Source organism: Pseudomonas sp. MWU12-2020 (assembly GCF_023100605.1).
Lineage (GTDB): Bacteria > Pseudomonadota > Gammaproteobacteria > Pseudomonadales > Pseudomonadaceae > Aquipseudomonas > Aquipseudomonas fluorescens_H.
Window position 1 is genome coordinate 84,018 of the sequence record NZ_JALMEX010000004.1, and the last position, 16,151, is coordinate 100,168.

General features: G+C 59.5%; 16 protein-coding genes. 9 read left to right on the forward strand and 7 right to left on the reverse strand.

The annotated features are described in order from the left end of the window. Positions 1-269 precede the first annotated feature (269 nt). Positions 270-605 (reverse strand): DUF6124 family protein, encoded by a 336-nt coding sequence (locus M0814_RS10685; RefSeq protein WP_247868487.1) that lies wholly within the window; start codon positions 603-605, stop codon positions 270-272. A gap of 104 nt (positions 606-709) precedes the next feature. Here M0814_RS10685 and M0814_RS10690 point away from each other — a divergent pair, with 104 nt between their 5' ends. The 8 genes from M0814_RS10690 (at position 710) to M0814_RS10725 (ending at position 8,577) form a co-directional block, all read left to right on the forward strand. After that, a complete protein-coding gene (locus M0814_RS10690; protein WP_103483735.1) occupies positions 710-1,246 on the forward strand; it encodes a hypothetical protein in 537 nt (178 codons plus the stop codon). Between the two features lie 105 nt (positions 1,247-1,351). Next, positions 1,352-2,719 carry a lysozyme inhibitor LprI family protein gene (locus M0814_RS10695; protein WP_247868481.1) on the forward strand — a complete coding sequence of 456 codons (1,368 nt, stop codon included), beginning with the start codon at positions 1,352-1,354 and terminating at the stop codon, positions 2,717-2,719. Positions 2,720-2,785: 66 nt separating this feature from the next. Continuing rightward, the gene (locus M0814_RS10700) at positions 2,786-4,180 is read left to right on the forward strand and encodes a TIGR01777 family oxidoreductase (RefSeq protein WP_103483734.1); all 1,395 of its coding nucleotides are present in this window, start codon (positions 2,786-2,788) and stop codon (positions 4,178-4,180) included. 9 nt (positions 4,181-4,189) lie between these two features. Beyond that, positions 4,190-6,640: an alpha/beta fold hydrolase gene (locus tag M0814_RS10705; protein WP_103483733.1), complete on the forward strand. Its 2,451-nt coding sequence runs from the start codon at positions 4,190-4,192 to the stop codon at positions 6,638-6,640. Positions 6,641-6,657: 17 nt separating this feature from the next. Then, entirely contained in the window at positions 6,658-7,140 is a 483-nt protein-coding gene (locus tag M0814_RS10710) for a hypothetical protein (protein ID WP_103483732.1), read from the forward strand. 28 nt (positions 7,141-7,168) lie between these two features. Beyond that, positions 7,169-7,546 carry a hypothetical protein gene (locus M0814_RS10715; protein WP_103483731.1) on the forward strand — a complete coding sequence of 126 codons (378 nt, stop codon included), beginning with the start codon at positions 7,169-7,171 and terminating at the stop codon, positions 7,544-7,546. A 298-nt stretch (positions 7,547-7,844) separates the two neighbouring features. Further along, on the forward strand, positions 7,845-8,378 hold the full coding sequence (locus M0814_RS10720; RefSeq protein WP_103483730.1) for an N-acetyltransferase: 534 nt from the start codon (positions 7,845-7,847) through the stop codon (positions 8,376-8,378). A gap of 37 nt (positions 8,379-8,415) precedes the next feature. After that, the gene (locus M0814_RS10725) at positions 8,416-8,577 is read left to right on the forward strand and encodes a hypothetical protein (RefSeq protein ID WP_177434699.1); all 162 of its coding nucleotides are present in this window, start codon (positions 8,416-8,418) and stop codon (positions 8,575-8,577) included. A gap of 114 nt (positions 8,578-8,691) precedes the next feature. Here the strand turns inward: M0814_RS10725 and M0814_RS10730 are convergent, their stop codons facing one another. Continuing rightward, the gene (locus M0814_RS10730) at positions 8,692-9,063 is read right to left on the reverse strand and encodes a DUF6124 family protein (RefSeq protein WP_103483767.1); all 372 of its coding nucleotides are present in this window, start codon (positions 9,061-9,063) and stop codon (positions 8,692-8,694) included. A 514-nt stretch (positions 9,064-9,577) separates the two neighbouring features. Between M0814_RS10730 and M0814_RS10735 the strand changes: the two genes are divergently transcribed. Then, on the forward strand, positions 9,578-9,961 hold the full coding sequence (locus M0814_RS10735; RefSeq protein ID WP_003229522.1) for a helicase: 384 nt from the start codon (positions 9,578-9,580) through the stop codon (positions 9,959-9,961). 257 nt (positions 9,962-10,218) lie between these two features. Here M0814_RS10735 and M0814_RS10740 read toward each other — a convergent pair whose 3' ends face one another. The 5 genes from M0814_RS10740 to exbD all read right to left on the reverse strand — a co-directional run bounded on the left by M0814_RS10740 (position 10,219) and on the right by exbD (position 16,150). Beyond that, positions 10,219-11,619 carry an aminoacyl-tRNA deacylase and HDOD domain-containing protein gene (locus M0814_RS10740; RefSeq protein ID WP_003229520.1) on the reverse strand — a complete coding sequence of 467 codons (1,401 nt, stop codon included), beginning with the start codon at positions 11,617-11,619 and terminating at the stop codon, positions 10,219-10,221. Positions 11,620-11,698: 79 nt separating this feature from the next. Then, entirely contained in the window at positions 11,699-13,774 is a 2,076-nt protein-coding gene (gene recG / locus M0814_RS10745; RefSeq protein ID WP_103483729.1) for an ATP-dependent DNA helicase RecG, read from the reverse strand. Positions 13,775-13,783: 9 nt separating this feature from the next. Continuing rightward, positions 13,784-14,713: a hydrogen peroxide-inducible genes activator gene (locus M0814_RS10750; protein WP_027610401.1), complete on the reverse strand. Its 930-nt coding sequence runs from the start codon at positions 14,711-14,713 to the stop codon at positions 13,784-13,786. Between the two features lie 262 nt (positions 14,714-14,975). Beyond that, on the reverse strand, positions 14,976-15,725 hold the full coding sequence (locus M0814_RS10755) for an energy transducer TonB (RefSeq protein WP_103483728.1): 750 nt from the start codon (positions 15,723-15,725) through the stop codon (positions 14,976-14,978). Beyond that, a complete protein-coding gene (gene exbD / locus M0814_RS10760; protein WP_103483727.1) occupies positions 15,722-16,150 on the reverse strand; it encodes a TonB system transport protein ExbD in 429 nt (142 codons plus the stop codon). The genes M0814_RS10755 and exbD overlap by 4 nt, the downstream gene beginning before the upstream one ends. Position 16,151: the final 1 nt, after the last annotated feature.

The window sequence follows — 16,151 nt, forward strand, 5'->3', positions numbered from 1 at the left end:
CTCGACATTTTTGCGGGAATTGCGTAAGCCTTCGGCAGTGATGCCGTAAGTTGACCCGCAGTGTAATGGGGACAGGCCACGTTTTAGAAATTGCTCGAAAACCGTGGTCTGTCCCCATTTTCTATCGGCTGATCTGGATGAGCCGGTTGAATTGGTGTACGACAAAAAGTATTCAGAGCTTTATGAGAAGTGCGTTGCAAAGCTGAATAACTGACCGAAAAATAGCTTAACGGAGGACGGATTTATTTGAATCCGCCCCCTTCTTATCTTTACGTCTTCACTTCCTGCCTCGCCGCAGTTAACTCCTCCAGATGATCCAGCGCACGCTCCACCATAAGCTGCGCGCCATCGGCAATTCGGCTAAGGGCTAACGCTACGGAGCGGTTGGGGCCTTCGACATCGTCGGCTAATTTGGCAGCGATGGCGCTGATGGACAACATGTCTTCGGAGGCGTTGGCCAGGAGGTCTTCCGAGTCGATGTCATTGGCGACGGTGAAGAGTCTGCCTTTGCGGCGTTTGGACTGTTTGTCGTTGGTAGGCGGGAAGGAGTGAAATAGGGCCAGACCACCTTTTAGTAGTATCCGAAAAACGTGGTTTGTCCCCAATTTCCCCAAATGGTGAATGGCGGCCAAAATGGATATGCGGACAGGAACAGTAGGTTTCAAGCACTCGCTGCACTTATGAACATTAACTAAGAGGTCGTTCTGCTATGCTCCGTGTATTTATGTTTGCTTTTGTTTTCCTTCTGGCGCACTCCAGCAGTGCGCAAGATGTGGAATATCTTCAGGGAACGGTAATCCAAGGACCATTTAGAACTGACGTCGTAAATGGGGGTGAATTATCATTCCTGCAGACGACGAGCGAGGAGTTTCCTGTTTCTCTGGTTCTGGATGTTGTTGGGATCGACAATAAAAAAAATAGAAGTCTTGTCGATAAATACGATGTGGCTGGGTCAGACCCAAAAATTGAGTCGATTTTCTTTTATCCAGTTAAGGGTAAGAAAAATGTGCTTGTTTTGGTTTCTTGGGAAATTACGAGCAGAGGAATTGGAACGTACGGGACCCTTTATCAAGTTTATGGGTATGAAAAAAGTGCGGACAATAAATTGGTTGTGAATAAGCTTGTCCGATTTGATAAGAATCTGAGTGGGATGGAAGGATATCAAGAAGGTGAGGAGCAACATTTTCCTTATGTTAATGCAGGGTTGATAAAATCTTATATCAAGAAAATAAATGGCGCTAAATAGCGATGGCTGCCAATGTTTTGCGTTTAATAGGGCAGGCTACTCTTTATTATGCGTGAACGTTGTTTGGCCCCGGCTCGCCGAGCGCAAAGCCTGAATGACTCAAGGATGAACACAGTGAACCGTTTCGTTTTTACCCTTCTGGCCGTGCTGCTGCCGGTTTCAGCGGCCTATGCGCAGGACGACTGCAGCCATGTCACATCAAGCCTGGAAATGGTGCCCTGCTCGGAGGCGGCGAAGAAGGCTGCCGATACGCAGTTGAACCTCAGCTACAAGCAATTGATGGCGCGGCTTGAGTCTGATTATCGAGCGGATCCGGCATTGGGAGCGGAGTACGCAGCGAAGGTTAAAGAATCGCAACGTGCATGGCTGAAGTTGCGCGATGCGAACTGCCCTTTGGAGGCATTCGAGATCGAGACGGGGATGCCGGCGCATGTGTTCGCGGTCAACTCGTGTATCGCCAGAATGAGCCGTGAGCGCTCGGCGTATCTGGACAAGATTGTGCCGGCACCGTCGGCGCAGTTATCCGAAAAAGTCAGCGCCAGTAATGCTTGCCCATCCGAGGATTTCTTACCCTTCCTGGCAGTGTTTTCTGCCGATATCGAAGCACAGCGCCGGCTCACCGCGTTTACCGTCAAGTCGATGGTGTTAAAGCCAAAAGCCGAGCCGGGACGTTTCGAGCCTGTGACCACGGGCGAGAAGGGCGCCGGATTGGCCTATCCGTTGATGGCATCTATTGAATCTCGCAAAACGCCGGGTGTTGTGATTTGGGAATACGACGACAGCCACTCAACTGTTGTGGATCGACGCGCCGGCTGGAGCAACGTCAAAGTCTTCAATTTTTCCCGTCAGGCGTGCTGGGTGCTTGAAGGCGTTGAAGACTGGTCTATTCGCGAGAAAGACCTGGTCGCGGCGAGTACGCCGACGATGAGCAAGGAAGAAAGTCTCTGTTTCCAGCGTGCCGAGGCGTTCGAAGCATTGGCTGCACCGGAAGACCAGCCTCGCACCGTTGAGTTGTATGAGGCCACGCTGGAAAACTTGTTATGTGCAGCACACTCCGGAGACCCACTTGCCAGTTATAAAGCCGCTATTTTGAGCCTCTCGGGCATGGCGCCGCAGGTGCCGACGGATACTTTAGAGTCACTATTCAAAGCAGCGGCCACTACTTTGCCGAACGGTGCGATGGGACTTTCCGAGTTTTACTGCGATGGCAACGAACTAACATCCGACGGTCCCTGCAAAAATCCTGCGCTTGCAGAGCAAGCACTGATGGGCGCCGTAAAAATGGGCAATGCCAACGCGATCAGCAAGTTGGGATCTACCTTCGCTAGCGGCGAATGGGGTACCAAAGATCCATCTCGAGCCATGGCCTGTTACCAAATGGCCCTCGCGAAGGGTAGTGATGGCGCGCGTTTCGGTTTGGAACACTTGAAGAAAAACTCCTCCACACCAATCCAACCCAGCTACTGCTACTGACAACCCCCGAAACCCCACGCATTCCTTTAAACTCCCCACCCCCAAGGAATGCGCTCAGGACACGGAATGCCAGCCCCCTCGATCTCCCTTCGCCCAGCGTTAGTACTCTGGCTATATGCCGCCGCAATCGCGCACATACTCGCCGGCCTCACCCTGACCTGGGCCGGTCACTCCGGTTTACTCGACGGCTATCTTCAAGTTCTCGAACTCGCATTCTGGGGCGCAGACCCGGTGCCCGTCGCCGGCCACGAACAACAAGTCTGGTGGCTCGCGCTGTTCGGCGCGACGCTGCAAAGTTATGCGCTGTATATGCTCGCGCTGGTGCACATCGGCAATCGCTCGAAAGCCCCGATGGCGTGGGGATGGTTGATCGCCGGCATCCTGTTATGGGCGCCGCAGGACATGTGGCTTTCAGCGCAACAACAGGTCTGGTCGCACCTGTGGCTCGATGGTTTTGCGTTGCTGGTGTTGTTGCCGCCGCTGGTTTGGCTGTATCGCCATGACCGCCGAAAATCCCCTTCAGTAAAGACTCCGAGCACATCCAACCCGTTTGTTGGCAGCGCTTTCAAACGCGTACTGATCACCGGCGGCACAGGGTTTATAGGTGAAGCTTTAGTCCACCAGTTACTCGACGCCGGTCATTCAATTAGCGTTCTAACGCGTGATCCGTTGAGCGCCGCCACCTTGTTCAACGGCCGCGTCCGCTGTGTGTATTCGCTCGGCGAACTCAGCCACGACGAAACCTTCGACGTGGTGATCAATCTCGCCGGCGCGCCCGTCGCCGGTCCACGCTGGAGTCCCAAGCGTCAGGCGCAACTGCTCGCCAGCCGAGTCGGCACCACCGAAGCGTTGATGACTTGGTTGAAGAACACCGAGCACAAACCAGCACTGTGGATTCAAGCCTCGGCCATCGGTTTCTACGGCGTGCGCGATGCCAGCGAAAGCCTCGATGAACACGCCAGCAAGGGCGACGGTTTCATGGCCGAACTCTGCGCGCGTTGGGAAGCCGCCGCGCAACCGGCCACTGAGTCTGGCGTGCGTCAGGTGGTGCTGCGTCTTGGCGTGGTCTTCGGCCCGGGCGGCGCGTTGACGCCGTTGCTGCTGCCGTTCCGCTTGGGCTTCGGCGGGCGCATGGGCGATGGTCGGCAGATCATGAGTTGGGTGCATCGCGATGATGTGCTTCAGGTGATTGCAAGGGCTTTCAATGACGACAATCTGCGCGGCACCTACAACATGGTGGCGCCGGAAACGGTCAGTCAGGCAGCGTTCGCCGAGCAGGCCGGCAAGGTCCTCAAGCGTCCGGTGTGGTTCCATATTTCCGCCGCGCCAGTGCGTGCAATGGCAGGGGAGATGGCGCAGCTGTTCTTCGACGGTCAGCGCGTGGTGCCGCAGCGTTTGACCGAGGCTGGCTACACATTCCGCTTTCCAACCCTCGACGCCGCTCTGCGCGATCTGACCTGAGGATCGCTCATGAGCAAGCCCTTGATGTACCTGTTGGCCGGCAACGGCAGCGCCGCCGATTGGTGGGATGACGCGCTGCCGCACTTCAAGCGTTACGAAGTGGTGCCGCTGGAGTTGCCGGGTTTCGGCGCCAATCCGCAGCCGCCCTGTGAGGATCTGGCGGACTACGCGCAGACCTTGCTGGCGATGACACAGCAGGGCAGCGCGATCATGGCGGTCGGGGTCAATGCGTTGCTGGTGTTGCATGCGTTGCAATGTCGGCCGGGGCACTTTTCCCGCAGCGTTTTGTTGGCGCCAGTCGGTGCGTTTCTGTGGCAGCGGCGGTTGCCTGCACTGATGTCGCCGCTGCCGATCCGCAAGACCATTCACTGGCTGCTGTCGAACCAGCCCACACTGTTCGCGCGCAAGTTTTCCAACCAGACCTGGACGCCCGCGCAGTACCAGCGCATGGGCGCCGGCTATGCGCGTTGCCGTGCGTTCGTGCCGCATTGGGACCTGATTCGCGCAGATACTGCGTTGCCGCTGCTGGAGTGGATCACCGATCCGGTCGAGTTGGTTTGGGGCGATCAGGACGCGGTGCTTGGCATCGAGCAAGCGGCGGCGTGGTCGGCGATTCTCGCTCGCGCTGATCTGACTATCAGCCTCAAACCCGGTTGGGGCCATTACCCGTGGATCGACTCGCCCGCGCAGTTCGCGCAATGGCTGGAGTTGGGCGAGCGCGGGTTTGTTGCGCACACCAAGGGCGGGCGTTTGCGCCTGGCTGAACTGGCGCGGCAAGCTGTGCCGGCGGCGCTGACGCTCAACGATTGCAATGATCCGCGTCTGCCAACATTTCTCGCTGCCCAACCCGACGTGACCTGGGCGGTGCGCTCCTCCAGTTATGGCGAGGATCAGGCCGATTCGGCGAATGCCGGTTTGAGCACCACCTATCTGCGCGAGCCGCCCGCCAATGTGCCGAAACGTATCGCCGAACTGACGGCCGAAGGCGTCGAGGAAGTGGTGGTGCAACGCTTCATCACGCCGGTAGTTTCCGGGATCGCCTTCGTGCGACATCTGTCTGTAGAACTGGAATGGGTTGAAGGCCATCTCGAATCGTTGGCCGACGGTCACGTCAGTCCCTCACGAGCAACGCTTTCGCGGCTAGGTGATGCGTGGCGCAGCGGCACGTTCATGCCGTCCCACGGCTTGACCGAAGACCGGCTCTGGCGCTTTCTGCAAGACGTGTTGCGCGTGTTCCACTACGTGCCCGGCGACGTCGAATGGGCCTGGGACGGCTCGCAACTCTGGCTGCTGCAATACCGGCCGATCAGCGACTACGGCTGGCGCCGGCACCTCACCGCCGCGAACATCGCCGAGATCCTGCCACCGCAACCGAGCGTGCTGGTGGAGTACGCCCAGCGCCGAGCCGCTGCGAGTATTCCGGCGATCATGGCGCGTTGGGATGCGCGGGTGCTGCAGGACAACGAGACGTTCACTGCTGTGTTCGGCGGCGCGTCCTACATCAACAATGACCTGTTTCTTGCCCGGTTGGCCGACTGGGGCATCAGCGCCGATAACTACGCCGGTGAAGTTGGTGGTGCGACGCCGCATCTGCCGTGGCAACCGCTGCGGATGTTGCGTTCGCTGCCGTTGTTTTTGCGTATGCAACGCAAGGCTCGCGGCCATTTGCTGAACCTTGAAAACGGTTTGCAGCGCTGCGATCGGGAGCTGGCCGAACTGGTCGCCCAAAGTGCCAATGGCCAGCAATTAGCAGACTGGTTCACCCGGTTCTACGTGTTCGTGGTGCAAGGCAATTTGTGCATTGCCACTGCACTGGCCAGCAGCGGTGGTGATTGGCTGGGCCGCCCGCCGACCGCGTACGACAATCTGGAAAACAGTCCTCATCGACTGCCGTGGGAAACCGATCCGGCTACCCCGCGACCCGCGTCGAGCGAACTGCCGCTACAGTCATTCCCACAATGGTCCGGGCTGATCCGCCTCGCGCATTCGACCGGCCTGCCGGGCCTGCGCGGTTACTACCTGCAAGTACGCGAGTGGTATCGCGACAATCTGATGCGCATCTTCTTCCGTCTGCACCACGCCATGCCCATGGCGGATCGCGAACATTGGTTCGCGCCGCATCCCGACGTGCGCACCCGCGATGGCAGCTTCTGGCAGGACGGTCGCGAAGGTGCGGAGCAAGCGACCGGATTCATGATTTATCCGGGGCAAGCGCAAGGCATTCTCGGCGAGGACATCTTGCTCGAAGACACCCTCGATCCCGGGCGTCACGCGCACTATCAGACCGCCCGGGCGGTGATTGCGCGGATGGGCGGGCGCTTGTCGCATGGCTCGACGTTGTTGCGCGAGTTGCGCAAGCCGTCGGCGGTGATGCCGCAGGTGGATCCGGCGTGGATGGGGTGTGAGGTGTTGTATCGGGATGGTGAGTTGGAATTGATCAATTCGAAGGATAGGAAGTGAAAACACTATTGTTGCGTATGAACTGGCTGTCACTGGTAGCGGGCAGTCTCTTGGCAATTTCAACCGCCATGGCCTTCGCTGCAGATCCAACCTTCAAGGATTACACCGTCACGCCAGTTTTCACCGGCCCCAACCATAAGCTGGTGCCGCAAGAAAACAGCAGCCCAATGATGGACCAAGCGCGGGCACAAGCCCTGAAAGGCAAGGTCAACTTCGCCGGCCATTACATCCTGCACAGGCTCGGCTGCGGCGGCAACGCCATTTGCGGCGAAATGCTGGACGCCCAGACTGGGGAAGTCGTTGGTGGTCTGTTGAATGCCTACGACGGCAGCACCTTCGGCATTGTCTACCAGCCCGACAGTCGCATGCTCATCGTTTCCGGCATTTCCGCCGATACTGAAGAAGACGCACAGGGCAATGAGCTGGAAACCCGCTACAGGACTCGCTACTACGAGTTTGTGAACAACGAGTTCCGATTGCTGATGTTCAAAGACTTGTAATCGCCGCCGCTTGATTAAGGATGATTGGATGAACCGTTTTTCCATTCGGCTCACGCCGAATGCTCTTTTACTCTTGCCACTTATCTGCGCCATCCCGGCATCCGCCGAGGCAGCGAATTGCTATGGCTATCTCACCGAAATGGTCAGGAGCAGCAATTTCCCGTTTCGCTATGTCAGCAAGGACAAGGTCAACTTGCTGATTGATGAAGATGACGGCGAAGTGGTGCGTGCGAAGTTGCTCTTTGACACCGACGGTACCGGCACCATCGGCTGGATCAAATACACCCCGGCCACTCGGGTATTGCTCAACACCTCGGCGGAACTGGAGGAGCCAGTGGAGCTGTCATTCGATGCCAAGTTCGCCGACGGCTATGCAAAGTGCATGACTAAACAGCGGGTCGGTTAACGGCGAAAAGGATGTCTTCATGAGTCATCGTTATTTGGCGGGCAGCCTTGCGCTGCTGCTTTCGCTTCCAGCTTTCGCCGCTCCGGAAGGATGCCTACACCCAGCGCGATGTTATGCAATGTGGCGGTGTTGAAGTGGTGTTGGTGTCGTCCTGCCGTTGGGCGATGGCGTAGGCGGCTGAAGCTAGAGGCCGCGGATTGCTCGGACCAGATAATCAATGTCAGGGTATTTCTGTTGATGTTCAAAAGCCTTCAAACGCCGCTACGCTCTCGAGCTTGAAAATTGCCAGTGGTTGTCCATGTCCAAGAATCGAGGGAACGGGTATCGCTACCAGATCTGGCGATCTGAGGCGCGCAAGGCAGCGGAAGCTCTGGCGCGCGAGAACCAGAACCTCATAACCAGAGGTATTGATACAACTCAAATTCGTTATGAGCCCATTACTCTTGCTGCCATCGAAGCCGCCGATCTGTGGGGGGATGAGGCTACGCTATACCCATGGCATGACGTGCATCAATGGAAGCAGGCTGACATCCGAGGCTTTGATGTCTCGCTTTGGTTCGACCGGGAATTATGTGGGTTGTGTTATGCCTCACCTCGCAAGAGCAAGCTGTGCATCAAGATTGTGATTCTGGAGGGCAAGCCGGACAGATCTCATCCGTTGCGAGGAGCCGTGGCTGCTTTGGCGCTAACCGCGATTGAAAACTACGCGATCTTAATAGGTTGTACGGAAATTGAAGTTCAAGAACCAGCCGCCGCTGCTATACCGTTGTATGAGAGTTTAGGGTTTGGCTTTGATCCGACGGGCCGGCTTGTTATTGGGGTTGAGCGGTAATACTATCCAGTCAAATTTCGAGACCCGAGAGGTTTCCATGAAAAAGTCCAAACATGAACCCAAGCCTATGATGGCTGCCCGGTTCCAGGCCGAAGCTCGTGAGGTTTTGGCCAAACGTTCCGGTAAGCGCAGCCGCTTTCTGGATGTCGCACTGTCCAAAGGCAGTGATTTCGAGCCTGTCGGTCGACTGGCCGGCTGAAGGTTTCGGATTCTCGAAAAAGCTGCCTGATTGGCAGTTTTTTTGTGTCTGGATTTTTTACCGATAGGTGCAGAAAGGGGACTTAACGTCCCCTTTTTTCATCCGTAAATCCCGCTACGACTTGGCTGCCAGGTTCCGCACTTCAATGTGGTCGAGCGTCCCTTCCACCATCAATCGCACCCCATCCGCCATTCTGCTCAGGGCCAGTGCTACCGAGCGGCGGGAGCCGTGGAGGTCGTCGGCGAGGTCGCAGGCGATGGCGCTGATGGACAGGAGGTCTTCGGAGGCGTTGGCCATCAGGGCTTCGGCATCGGTGCCGGGGGTGAGGCTGAAGAGGCCGGTTTCGCGTTTGGATTGGGATTCGGTGCGCGGTTTGAAGTGGTGGTCGAGGGCGAGTTCGGCGGCCTCGTGGAATTTCTTGGATTCCAGCGATTCGTAGGGCGATATGTCTGGGGTGTCGGGGGGATTGGGTGTTGGTTTGATCATAGGTATTTTCCGAGTTATGGAGCCAACACCGTTTCGCTTGCTTCGAGAGGGTGGCAGCTGTGTATAGGTGTGCAAGACCGGACTCGGAAACCGGCAGACCCGAAGGCCTCCCATACACAGCCGCCATAACAGTTCGCGAGCATAGGAAAACGCCCGGCGAATAGCCATAACTGAATGCATAACGAGTCTGGACTTGCACGTCCGTATCACCAATTCGTGGTGACCTATTGAGGCTATCGATGAACCCTCATCCTGCCTAGTTCACGCACAACACCACGCCTTGCAGGAAATTTCCCATAGGTTTGCAGGCCGGAAGATCAAAAGATCGCAGCCTTCGGCAGCTCCTACAGGGATGTGTTTCAACAGGTGTAGGACGTGGAGTTTAGAAGCGTGACTTGGCGGTCATCGTGCGGGAAATGGGCCGCATCATCCTCCAATAGCGGCGGATAGTGGCGTTATCGTCTGAATCCCTTACACTGCCCCGGCCGTTCATTTTCCTTTTGAGGCTGTGCGCATGAAATTTCGTTTTCTTCTGTGGATGATGGGTTTGTTGATGGGTAAGGCCAGCCGGACAAATCCTGCGTTCCAGCAGCAGTTGGGTGACAAGGATCTGGTGTTTCAGCTGCAGACGCTGGACGGGAAAGTGGCGCGGCATTTCGTGGTGAAGAATCAGCGCGTTACCAGCAAGTCTGGGGTGGTGGCGGAGCCGGCGTTTGCGATTGCGTTCAAGGATGCGGGTTATGCCTTTGCCACGATGCAGGCGAAGAACAAGCAACTGGCGTTTATGCAGGGGATTCAGGATAAGTCGATTCAGCTGAAGGGGAATCCGGCGCTGGTGATGTGGTTTCAGGGGTTGATGAAGTATTTGAAGCCGAGGAAGGCCAAGCCTAAGGCTTGAGCCGAGTCTTGATGAGAAGAGCTTTTGTGGCGAGGGAGCTTGCTCCCGCTGGGCTGCGGAGCGGCCCCAAAACCTGAAAGCCGAGTTTTGCCTGACACACCCTGCTGGCTGGTTTGCGACTGCTGCGCAGTCGAGCGGGAGCAAGCTCCCTCGCCACAGGGGTTCAGTACATCCAGGAAACCGAGGTGGATTCATCGCGAGCAGGCTCGCTCCCACAGGGATTTGTATAAATCCTGGGGGAGCGGGCCTGTTTGCCTTCAGGCCTGGCTGAACTGCGAGGCCAGTTCGCGCAGCAGGACTTCGGCTTCGAGGACTTTGCTGACGACGTCGTTGGCTTTGTCGCGGGTCAGGCCGACGCGTTCGAGCAGGGCGTCGGGGATGTCTTCGTCGGGGCCGGAGCCGATGCCGCGGCTGCGCAGCAGGCGCACGGCCAGGCAGACGAGGTTCGGGTATTCGGCGTAGGCGCCGTCGTAGCTTGGGTCGTGCTGGAAGCGCAGGGCGGTGGCCAGTTCATCGGGCATGTCCCAGTAGCGCATCAGCCACGAGCCGATCTGTTCGCGGCTGATACCCAGCAGGTGCTGCTCGATGTAGCTGTGGCACAGGTGCGGGTTGACCTCCAGGTGACGGCAGATCAGCGAGAAGTGCGGCGGGAACACGTGGGCCAGCAGCAGGTAGCCGAAGTTGTGCAACAGGCCGGCGAGATAGGTCAGGCCGGCTTCCGGGCGCTGGGCGCGCGGCATGGCGCGGGTCAGGCCTTCGATGACGGCGGCGGTGTAGATCGACTGCTGCCAGTACGGCGTGGTGTGTTGCGGGTGGTCTTTCGGCAGGCTCAGGGTCTTGCCGAGGGCCAGGCCCAGCGCCAGGTTGATCACCAGATCGAAACCGAGCACGCGCACGATCGCGTCTTCCACCGAACGGATTTTGCCCGGCGACGCGTAGTACGGCGATGCGGCCCAGCTCACCACTTGTGCAGCCAGCGCCGGGTCGGTTTCGACCACGCCGGTGATGTCGTCGATGGTGGCGTTGGGGTCGACGCGCAACTTGATAATTTTTTGCGCCGTCTCGGCCAGCGGCGGAATTTCGATGGTCGCTTCCAGACGCTGCTGAATCCGGCGTGCAGTGAACGCCTGCACAGCCTGGGTGATTTCCTCGCGGTCATCGTCCGGGCGATCAAGGTTCGGACGGATGCTGCTCAGGGCTTCGCCGAAATTGGCGGCGCTGGCCTTGGTCAGCATGGTCTTGAAGTCTTCGCTGGCGATTTCCAGGAGCAGGCCCGGCTCGCCGGAGTTGATCAGCAGCTTCGGTTCACGCAGCAGGCTTTCTTCGTAAAGGCACGGCGAACTAGTGAGTGCCGGCAGGCCCGGCAGCAGGCTCAGGCTGTGTTTGCCGAGCATCTTTTCCAGGCGCTCGGTGGACACGGCGGTCAGGCGTCGGCCAGTCAGTTCGGCGAGGCGATTGAGGTCGAGCAACTGGCTCTGCGGAAACAGCACCATCAGCGCGCCCACAGCATCGTCCAGCAATACGGCTTGTACCTTGCGCGAAGCATTGAGGCCGTGGTGGTCGAGCACTTCTTCGTAAGCGATGCCCAGCTTGCCCAGCAGCAGCCGAATGACGGACGGAGCGTGCGGGAGTTCGGGGGCGAGAGCGGCTTCGGTCATGGTGTGTATCCGTTTTTGAAACAATGGCAGGAGTATAACCAGCTCTGTAGGAACGATCCTGCACAAACTGCGACGGTGCTCACACTTGGCCGTATTGCTGCCCGTGGCGCAACCAGCGGTCGAGCAATGGGCTGACGTGAGTCGGCCAGCGCTCGAGCAAAGCTTGCGCGGCATCGCGTACGGCGGGCAGCAGGTCGGCGTCGCGCATCAGGTCGGCGACCTTGAATTGCAGCAGACCGGTCTGGCGCGTGCCGAGCATTTCGCCGGGGCCGCGCAGTTCGAGGTCTTTTTCGGCGATGACAAAACCGTCGTTGGTCTCGCGCATGATGCCCAGGCGCTGGCGGCCGATCTGCGACAGCGGCGGATGGTAGAGCAGCACGCAATGGCTGACCGCGCTGCCCCGGCCGACGCGGCCGCGCAATTGGTGCAGCTGCGCGAGGCCCAGACGCTCAGGGTTTTCGATGATCATCAGGCTGGCGTTGGGCACGTCCACACCGACTTCGATCACGGTGGTGGCGACCAGCAGTTGCAGGTTGCCGGCCTTGAATTCGGCCATGACCGCCGCTTTTTCGGCGGGCTTCATGCGCCCGTGGATCAGCCCGACTTTCAGCTCGCCGAGGGCGGCGGTGAGGTCTTCGAACGTGGTTTCGGCGGCCTGACAGGTCAGCTCTTCCGACTCTTCGATCAGCGTGCACACCCAATAGGCCTGACGCCCTTCGGCGCAAGCGCTGCGCACCCGTTCGATGACTTCGACGCGACGGGTGTCGGTGACCAGCACGGTGTTGACCGGGGTACGACCGGGCGGCAGTTCGTCGAGGATCGAGGTGTCGAGGTCGGCGTAGGCGCTCATCGCCAGGGTGCGTGGAATCGGCGTGGCGGTCATGATCAGTTGATGCGGGCACATGCGCCCGCCGACGCCTTTCTGCCGCAGCGCCAGACGCTGCTGCACGCCGAAGCGGTGTTGTTCGTCGATGATCACCAGTGCCAGATTTTTGAACTGCACTTCGTCCTGGAACAGCGCGTGGGTGCCGACCACCATCGGCGTGCCGCTGGCGATCTGTTCCAGCGCGGTGACGCGATTCTTGCCCTTGAGCTTGCCGGCCAGCCACGCGACGTCGATGCCCAGCGGTTCGAGCCAGCGCTTGAAAGTGATGAAGTGTTGCTCGGCAAGGATCTCGGTCGGCGCCATCAGTGCGACCTGATAACCGGCCTCCAGTGCTTGCAGCGCCGCGAGGGCGGCGACCACGGTTTTGCCCGCACCAACGTCGCCCTGAATCAGCCGCAGCATCGGTTCGTGCTGGCTGAGGTCGTAGGCGATTTCGTTGCCGACGCGTTGCTGGGCGCCGGTCGGGTTGAAGCCGAGGTTGGCCAGGTATTTCGGTGGCAGTTGTTTCGCCTTCGGCATCGCTGGCGCGCGCAGTGAACGCATGCTTTCGCGCAGACGCTGTTGCGACAGTTGATGGGTCAGCAGCTCTTCGAAGGCCAGCCGATGCTGGGCCCAGTGATGACCGAGGGCCAGCTCATCGACATCGGCGTCGGCGGGCGGGTTGTGCAGGTAGCGGATCGCGTCGGCCAACGGCGCCAGTTGGTAGTCGCGGGCCAGTTCGGTCGGCAGCCAGTCGGGCAGGGTGTTTGGCTTGAGCAGCGTCAGGGTCTGCATGCACAACTGGCGCAGGCGCTGTTGGGTCAGGCCTTCGGTGAGCGGGTAGACCGGGGTCAGGGTTTCATCCACGGGCGGCGGTTCGTCACCGGTGATGGCGCGGTATTCCGGGTGGTAGATTTCCAGCCCCGAAGCGCCGGGCCGTACTTCGCCGTAGCAGCGAATCCGCGTGCCGCGCTTGAGGCCTTCTTTCTGCGCGTTGCTGAAATGGTAGAAGCGCAGGCTCAGCCCGCCGGTGCCATCCTGCATGCGCACCACCAGGCTGCGACGCCGGCCCATGACCACGTCGGCGCCGCTGACGGTGCCTTCGACCACGGCGTCCTGGCCCGGTCGCAAGTGGCCGATCGGCACCACGCGGGTGCGATCCTGATAACGCAGCGGCAGGTGGAACAGCACGTCCTGGAGATTCTCCAGGCCGACCTTGGCGAGTTTCTCGGCCATGGCTTCGCCGACACCCTTGAGTGCCGTCACCGACACTTGCGACAGCTCGGTCATGACCCTGGCTTAACCGGCCGTAACCGGTGCGGCGGGCTTGGCCACCGAGCACAGGCGAACGGAGTCGGCGAGGATTTCGATGGCTTTCGGCCGCGGGAAGCTCGCGCGCCAGGCAATTGCCACGGTGCGGAACGGCACCGGCGCAGACAGTGGACGCACTTCGATCACGCCGGGGGCGTAGTGGTGGCTGTCCACCGCCGACAGCGGCAGGATCGAGATGCCCAAACCGGACGCGACCATGTGGCGGATGGTCTCCAGCGAGCTGGATTCCACCGTGGTGTGCTTGGCGCCATCGTTGCCCTTGGTCAGGGTCGGGCAGGCCTCAAGCACCTGGTCGCGGAAGCAGTGGCCTTCGCCGAGCAGCAGCAGGCTCTTGTCGTTGAGCAGGGCAGCGTCGATGGACTCCTTTTGCGTCCACGGGTGCTGGGCCGGCATCAAGACGTAGAACGGCTCGTCGTACAGCGGCAGAGTCAGCACGTCGGCTTCGTTGAACGGCAGGGCGATGATGATCGCGTCGAGTTCGCCGTTGCGCAGTTTGTCGCGCAGCACATGGGTGAAGTTTTCTTCGATGTACAACGGCATCTGCGGGGCGACCCGGTGCAGTTGCGGAATCAGGTGCGGGAACAGGTACGGCCCGACGGTGTAGATCGCGCCGACTTTCAGCGGGGCGGTCAGCTGGTTCTTGCCGGCCTGGGCCAGTTCACGGATGCCTTGGGCCTGCTCCAGGACTTTCTGCGCCTGGGCGACGATGCCTTCGCCGACCGGAGTCAGGCGCACGGCGCTTTTGCTGCGCTCGAAAATCAGCACACCGAGTTCGTCTTCAAGTTTTTTCACGCCCACCGACAGGGTCGGCTGACTGACGTGGCAACGCTCGGCGGCGTGGCCGAAGTGCTGCTCTTGGGCGAGGGTAACGATGTAGCGTAATTCTGTGAGAGTCATAGCAAGCGTCCATGAAGTTGCGGGCCAAGCATAACGGCTGCAATCGATAGACGCACGTTATCAGACTGAGTGAGGAATGCGACACCGGGCAATGTGAGTTTGCCGTTGCCAGATAGGCAAAAGGCACCTTTCGGTGCCTTCTCGATCCCACTGTCGATACATAACCCCTGTGGGAGCGGGCTTGCTCGCGAATGCGGTGTGTCATAACCATTGATGTCGACTGACACGACGCTTTCGCGAGCAAGCCCGCTCCCACATTGGATCAGCGGCGTCTCTCGAGGGAGTAAACGAACGGCGCGACAATTTCGATCGAGCCGTTGGTCAACATGTCCGCCGGTGGCTTGGGCAGCGGTTGGGCGCGGCGGATCATTTCCAGGGTGGCTCGGTCCAGATCGGCGTTGCCGGAGCGGCCTACCAGTTCGAACGACAGCACATTACCTTCGGCATCCACCACGAAACGCAGACGGTTCAGGCCTTCCTTGCCCCGTGCCTGCGCGCTTTGCGGGTACTTTTTGTACTTGGCCAAGTGCGCGAGCAGGGTGCCTTGCCAACTGGCCTTGGCGGCCAATTGTGCGGGCGACGGGCCCGGTGCCGGCTGGGCGGATTTCTCCGTCGGTGCCTGGGTCGGTTGCGTGTCGGCCGGTTTTTCCTCGGAAGGTTTTTCCTTCACGGGTTCCGGTTTTTTCTCGACCGGTTTGGGTGGCTGCGGTTTCGGCTTTGGCTTGGGTTTCGGCTTCGGTACGGCAATCTCGGCCTTGGGTGCTTCAGCCAGTTTCGGAATCGGCAGCTCTTCAACCGGAGCCGGTGGCTGCGGCGGTGTGACGACTTTCGGCGGAGCAGGCGGTGGCGGGGCCGGAACCGGTGCCAGCTCGACCACCATTGCCTGCGGCGGCAGTTCGATGGGCGGGCGGGCGGTCCAGTTCAGCGCCAGCGCGATGGCCAGCGCGTGAACGCCCAGCACCACGGCCAGGCTACCGCTGTAACGCGTCAGCTTATGGCGCGTCGTGATCATTTCTTGGCTGCGCTCTCGAGGCCCACCAGACCGACCTTCAGGTAACCGGCCGAGCGCAATTTATCCATCACGCTCATCAAGTCGCCGTAGTCCACGCCCTTGTCGGCCTGGAAGAAGATGGTGGTGTCTTTCTTGCCCTGGGTCTTGGCGTCGAGGACGGCACCAAGGGTTTCGGCGTTGACTTCGTCGTCGCCGATGTACAGACGCTGATCAGCTTTTACGCTGAGGAACACCGGTTTCTCCGGGCGCGGCGCCGGTTTGGCGGTCGAGGCCGGCAGGTCGACTTTGATGTCCACGGTGGCCAGCGGCGCGGCCACCATGAAGATGATCAGCAGCACCAGCATCACGTCGATGAACGGCGTGACGTTGATTTCGTGGTTCTCGGCCAGATCGTCGTCTGCGCCTTCTTTCAAATGCAGGCCCATG

What these genes read in the sequence shown, in the direction of transcription:
- M0814_RS10690 (WP_103483735.1), top strand. Translation starts at nt 710, where the DNA reads ATGCTCCGTGTATTTATGTTTGCTTTTGTTTTCCTTCTGGCGCACTCC.
- M0814_RS10695 (WP_247868481.1), top strand. Translation starts at nt 1,352, where the DNA reads ATGAACACAGTGAACCGTTTCGTTTTTACCCTTCTGGCCGTGCTGCTG.
- M0814_RS10700 (WP_103483734.1), top strand. Translation starts at nt 2,786, where the DNA reads ATGCCAGCCCCCTCGATCTCCCTTCGCCCAGCGTTAGTACTCTGGCTA.
- M0814_RS10705 (WP_103483733.1), top strand. Translation starts at nt 4,190, where the DNA reads ATGAGCAAGCCCTTGATGTACCTGTTGGCCGGCAACGGCAGCGCCGCC.
- M0814_RS10710 (WP_103483732.1), top strand. Translation starts at nt 6,658, where the DNA reads ATGAACTGGCTGTCACTGGTAGCGGGCAGTCTCTTGGCAATTTCAACC.
- M0814_RS10715 (WP_103483731.1), top strand. Translation starts at nt 7,169, where the DNA reads ATGAACCGTTTTTCCATTCGGCTCACGCCGAATGCTCTTTTACTCTTG.
- M0814_RS10720 (WP_103483730.1), top strand. Translation starts at nt 7,845, where the DNA reads ATGTCCAAGAATCGAGGGAACGGGTATCGCTACCAGATCTGGCGATCT.
- M0814_RS10725 (WP_177434699.1), top strand. Translation starts at nt 8,416, where the DNA reads ATGAAAAAGTCCAAACATGAACCCAAGCCTATGATGGCTGCCCGGTTC.
- M0814_RS10730 (WP_103483767.1), bottom strand. Translation starts at nt 9,063, where the DNA reads ATGATCAAACCAACACCCAATCCCCCCGACACCCCAGACATATCGCCC.
- M0814_RS10735 (WP_003229522.1), top strand. Translation starts at nt 9,578, where the DNA reads ATGAAATTTCGTTTTCTTCTGTGGATGATGGGTTTGTTGATGGGTAAG.
- M0814_RS10740 (WP_003229520.1), bottom strand. Translation starts at nt 11,619, where the DNA reads ATGACCGAAGCCGCTCTCGCCCCCGAACTCCCGCACGCTCCGTCCGTC.
- recG (WP_103483729.1), bottom strand. Translation starts at nt 13,774, where the DNA reads ATGACCGAGCTGTCGCAAGTGTCGGTGACGGCACTCAAGGGTGTCGGC.
- M0814_RS10750 (WP_027610401.1), bottom strand. Translation starts at nt 14,713, where the DNA reads ATGACTCTCACAGAATTACGCTACATCGTTACCCTCGCCCAAGAGCAG.
- M0814_RS10755 (WP_103483728.1), bottom strand. Translation starts at nt 15,725, where the DNA reads ATGATCACGACGCGCCATAAGCTGACGCGTTACAGCGGTAGCCTGGCC.
- exbD (WP_103483727.1), bottom strand. Translation starts at nt 16,150, where the DNA reads ATGGGCCTGCATTTGAAAGAAGGCGCAGACGACGATCTGGCCGAGAAC.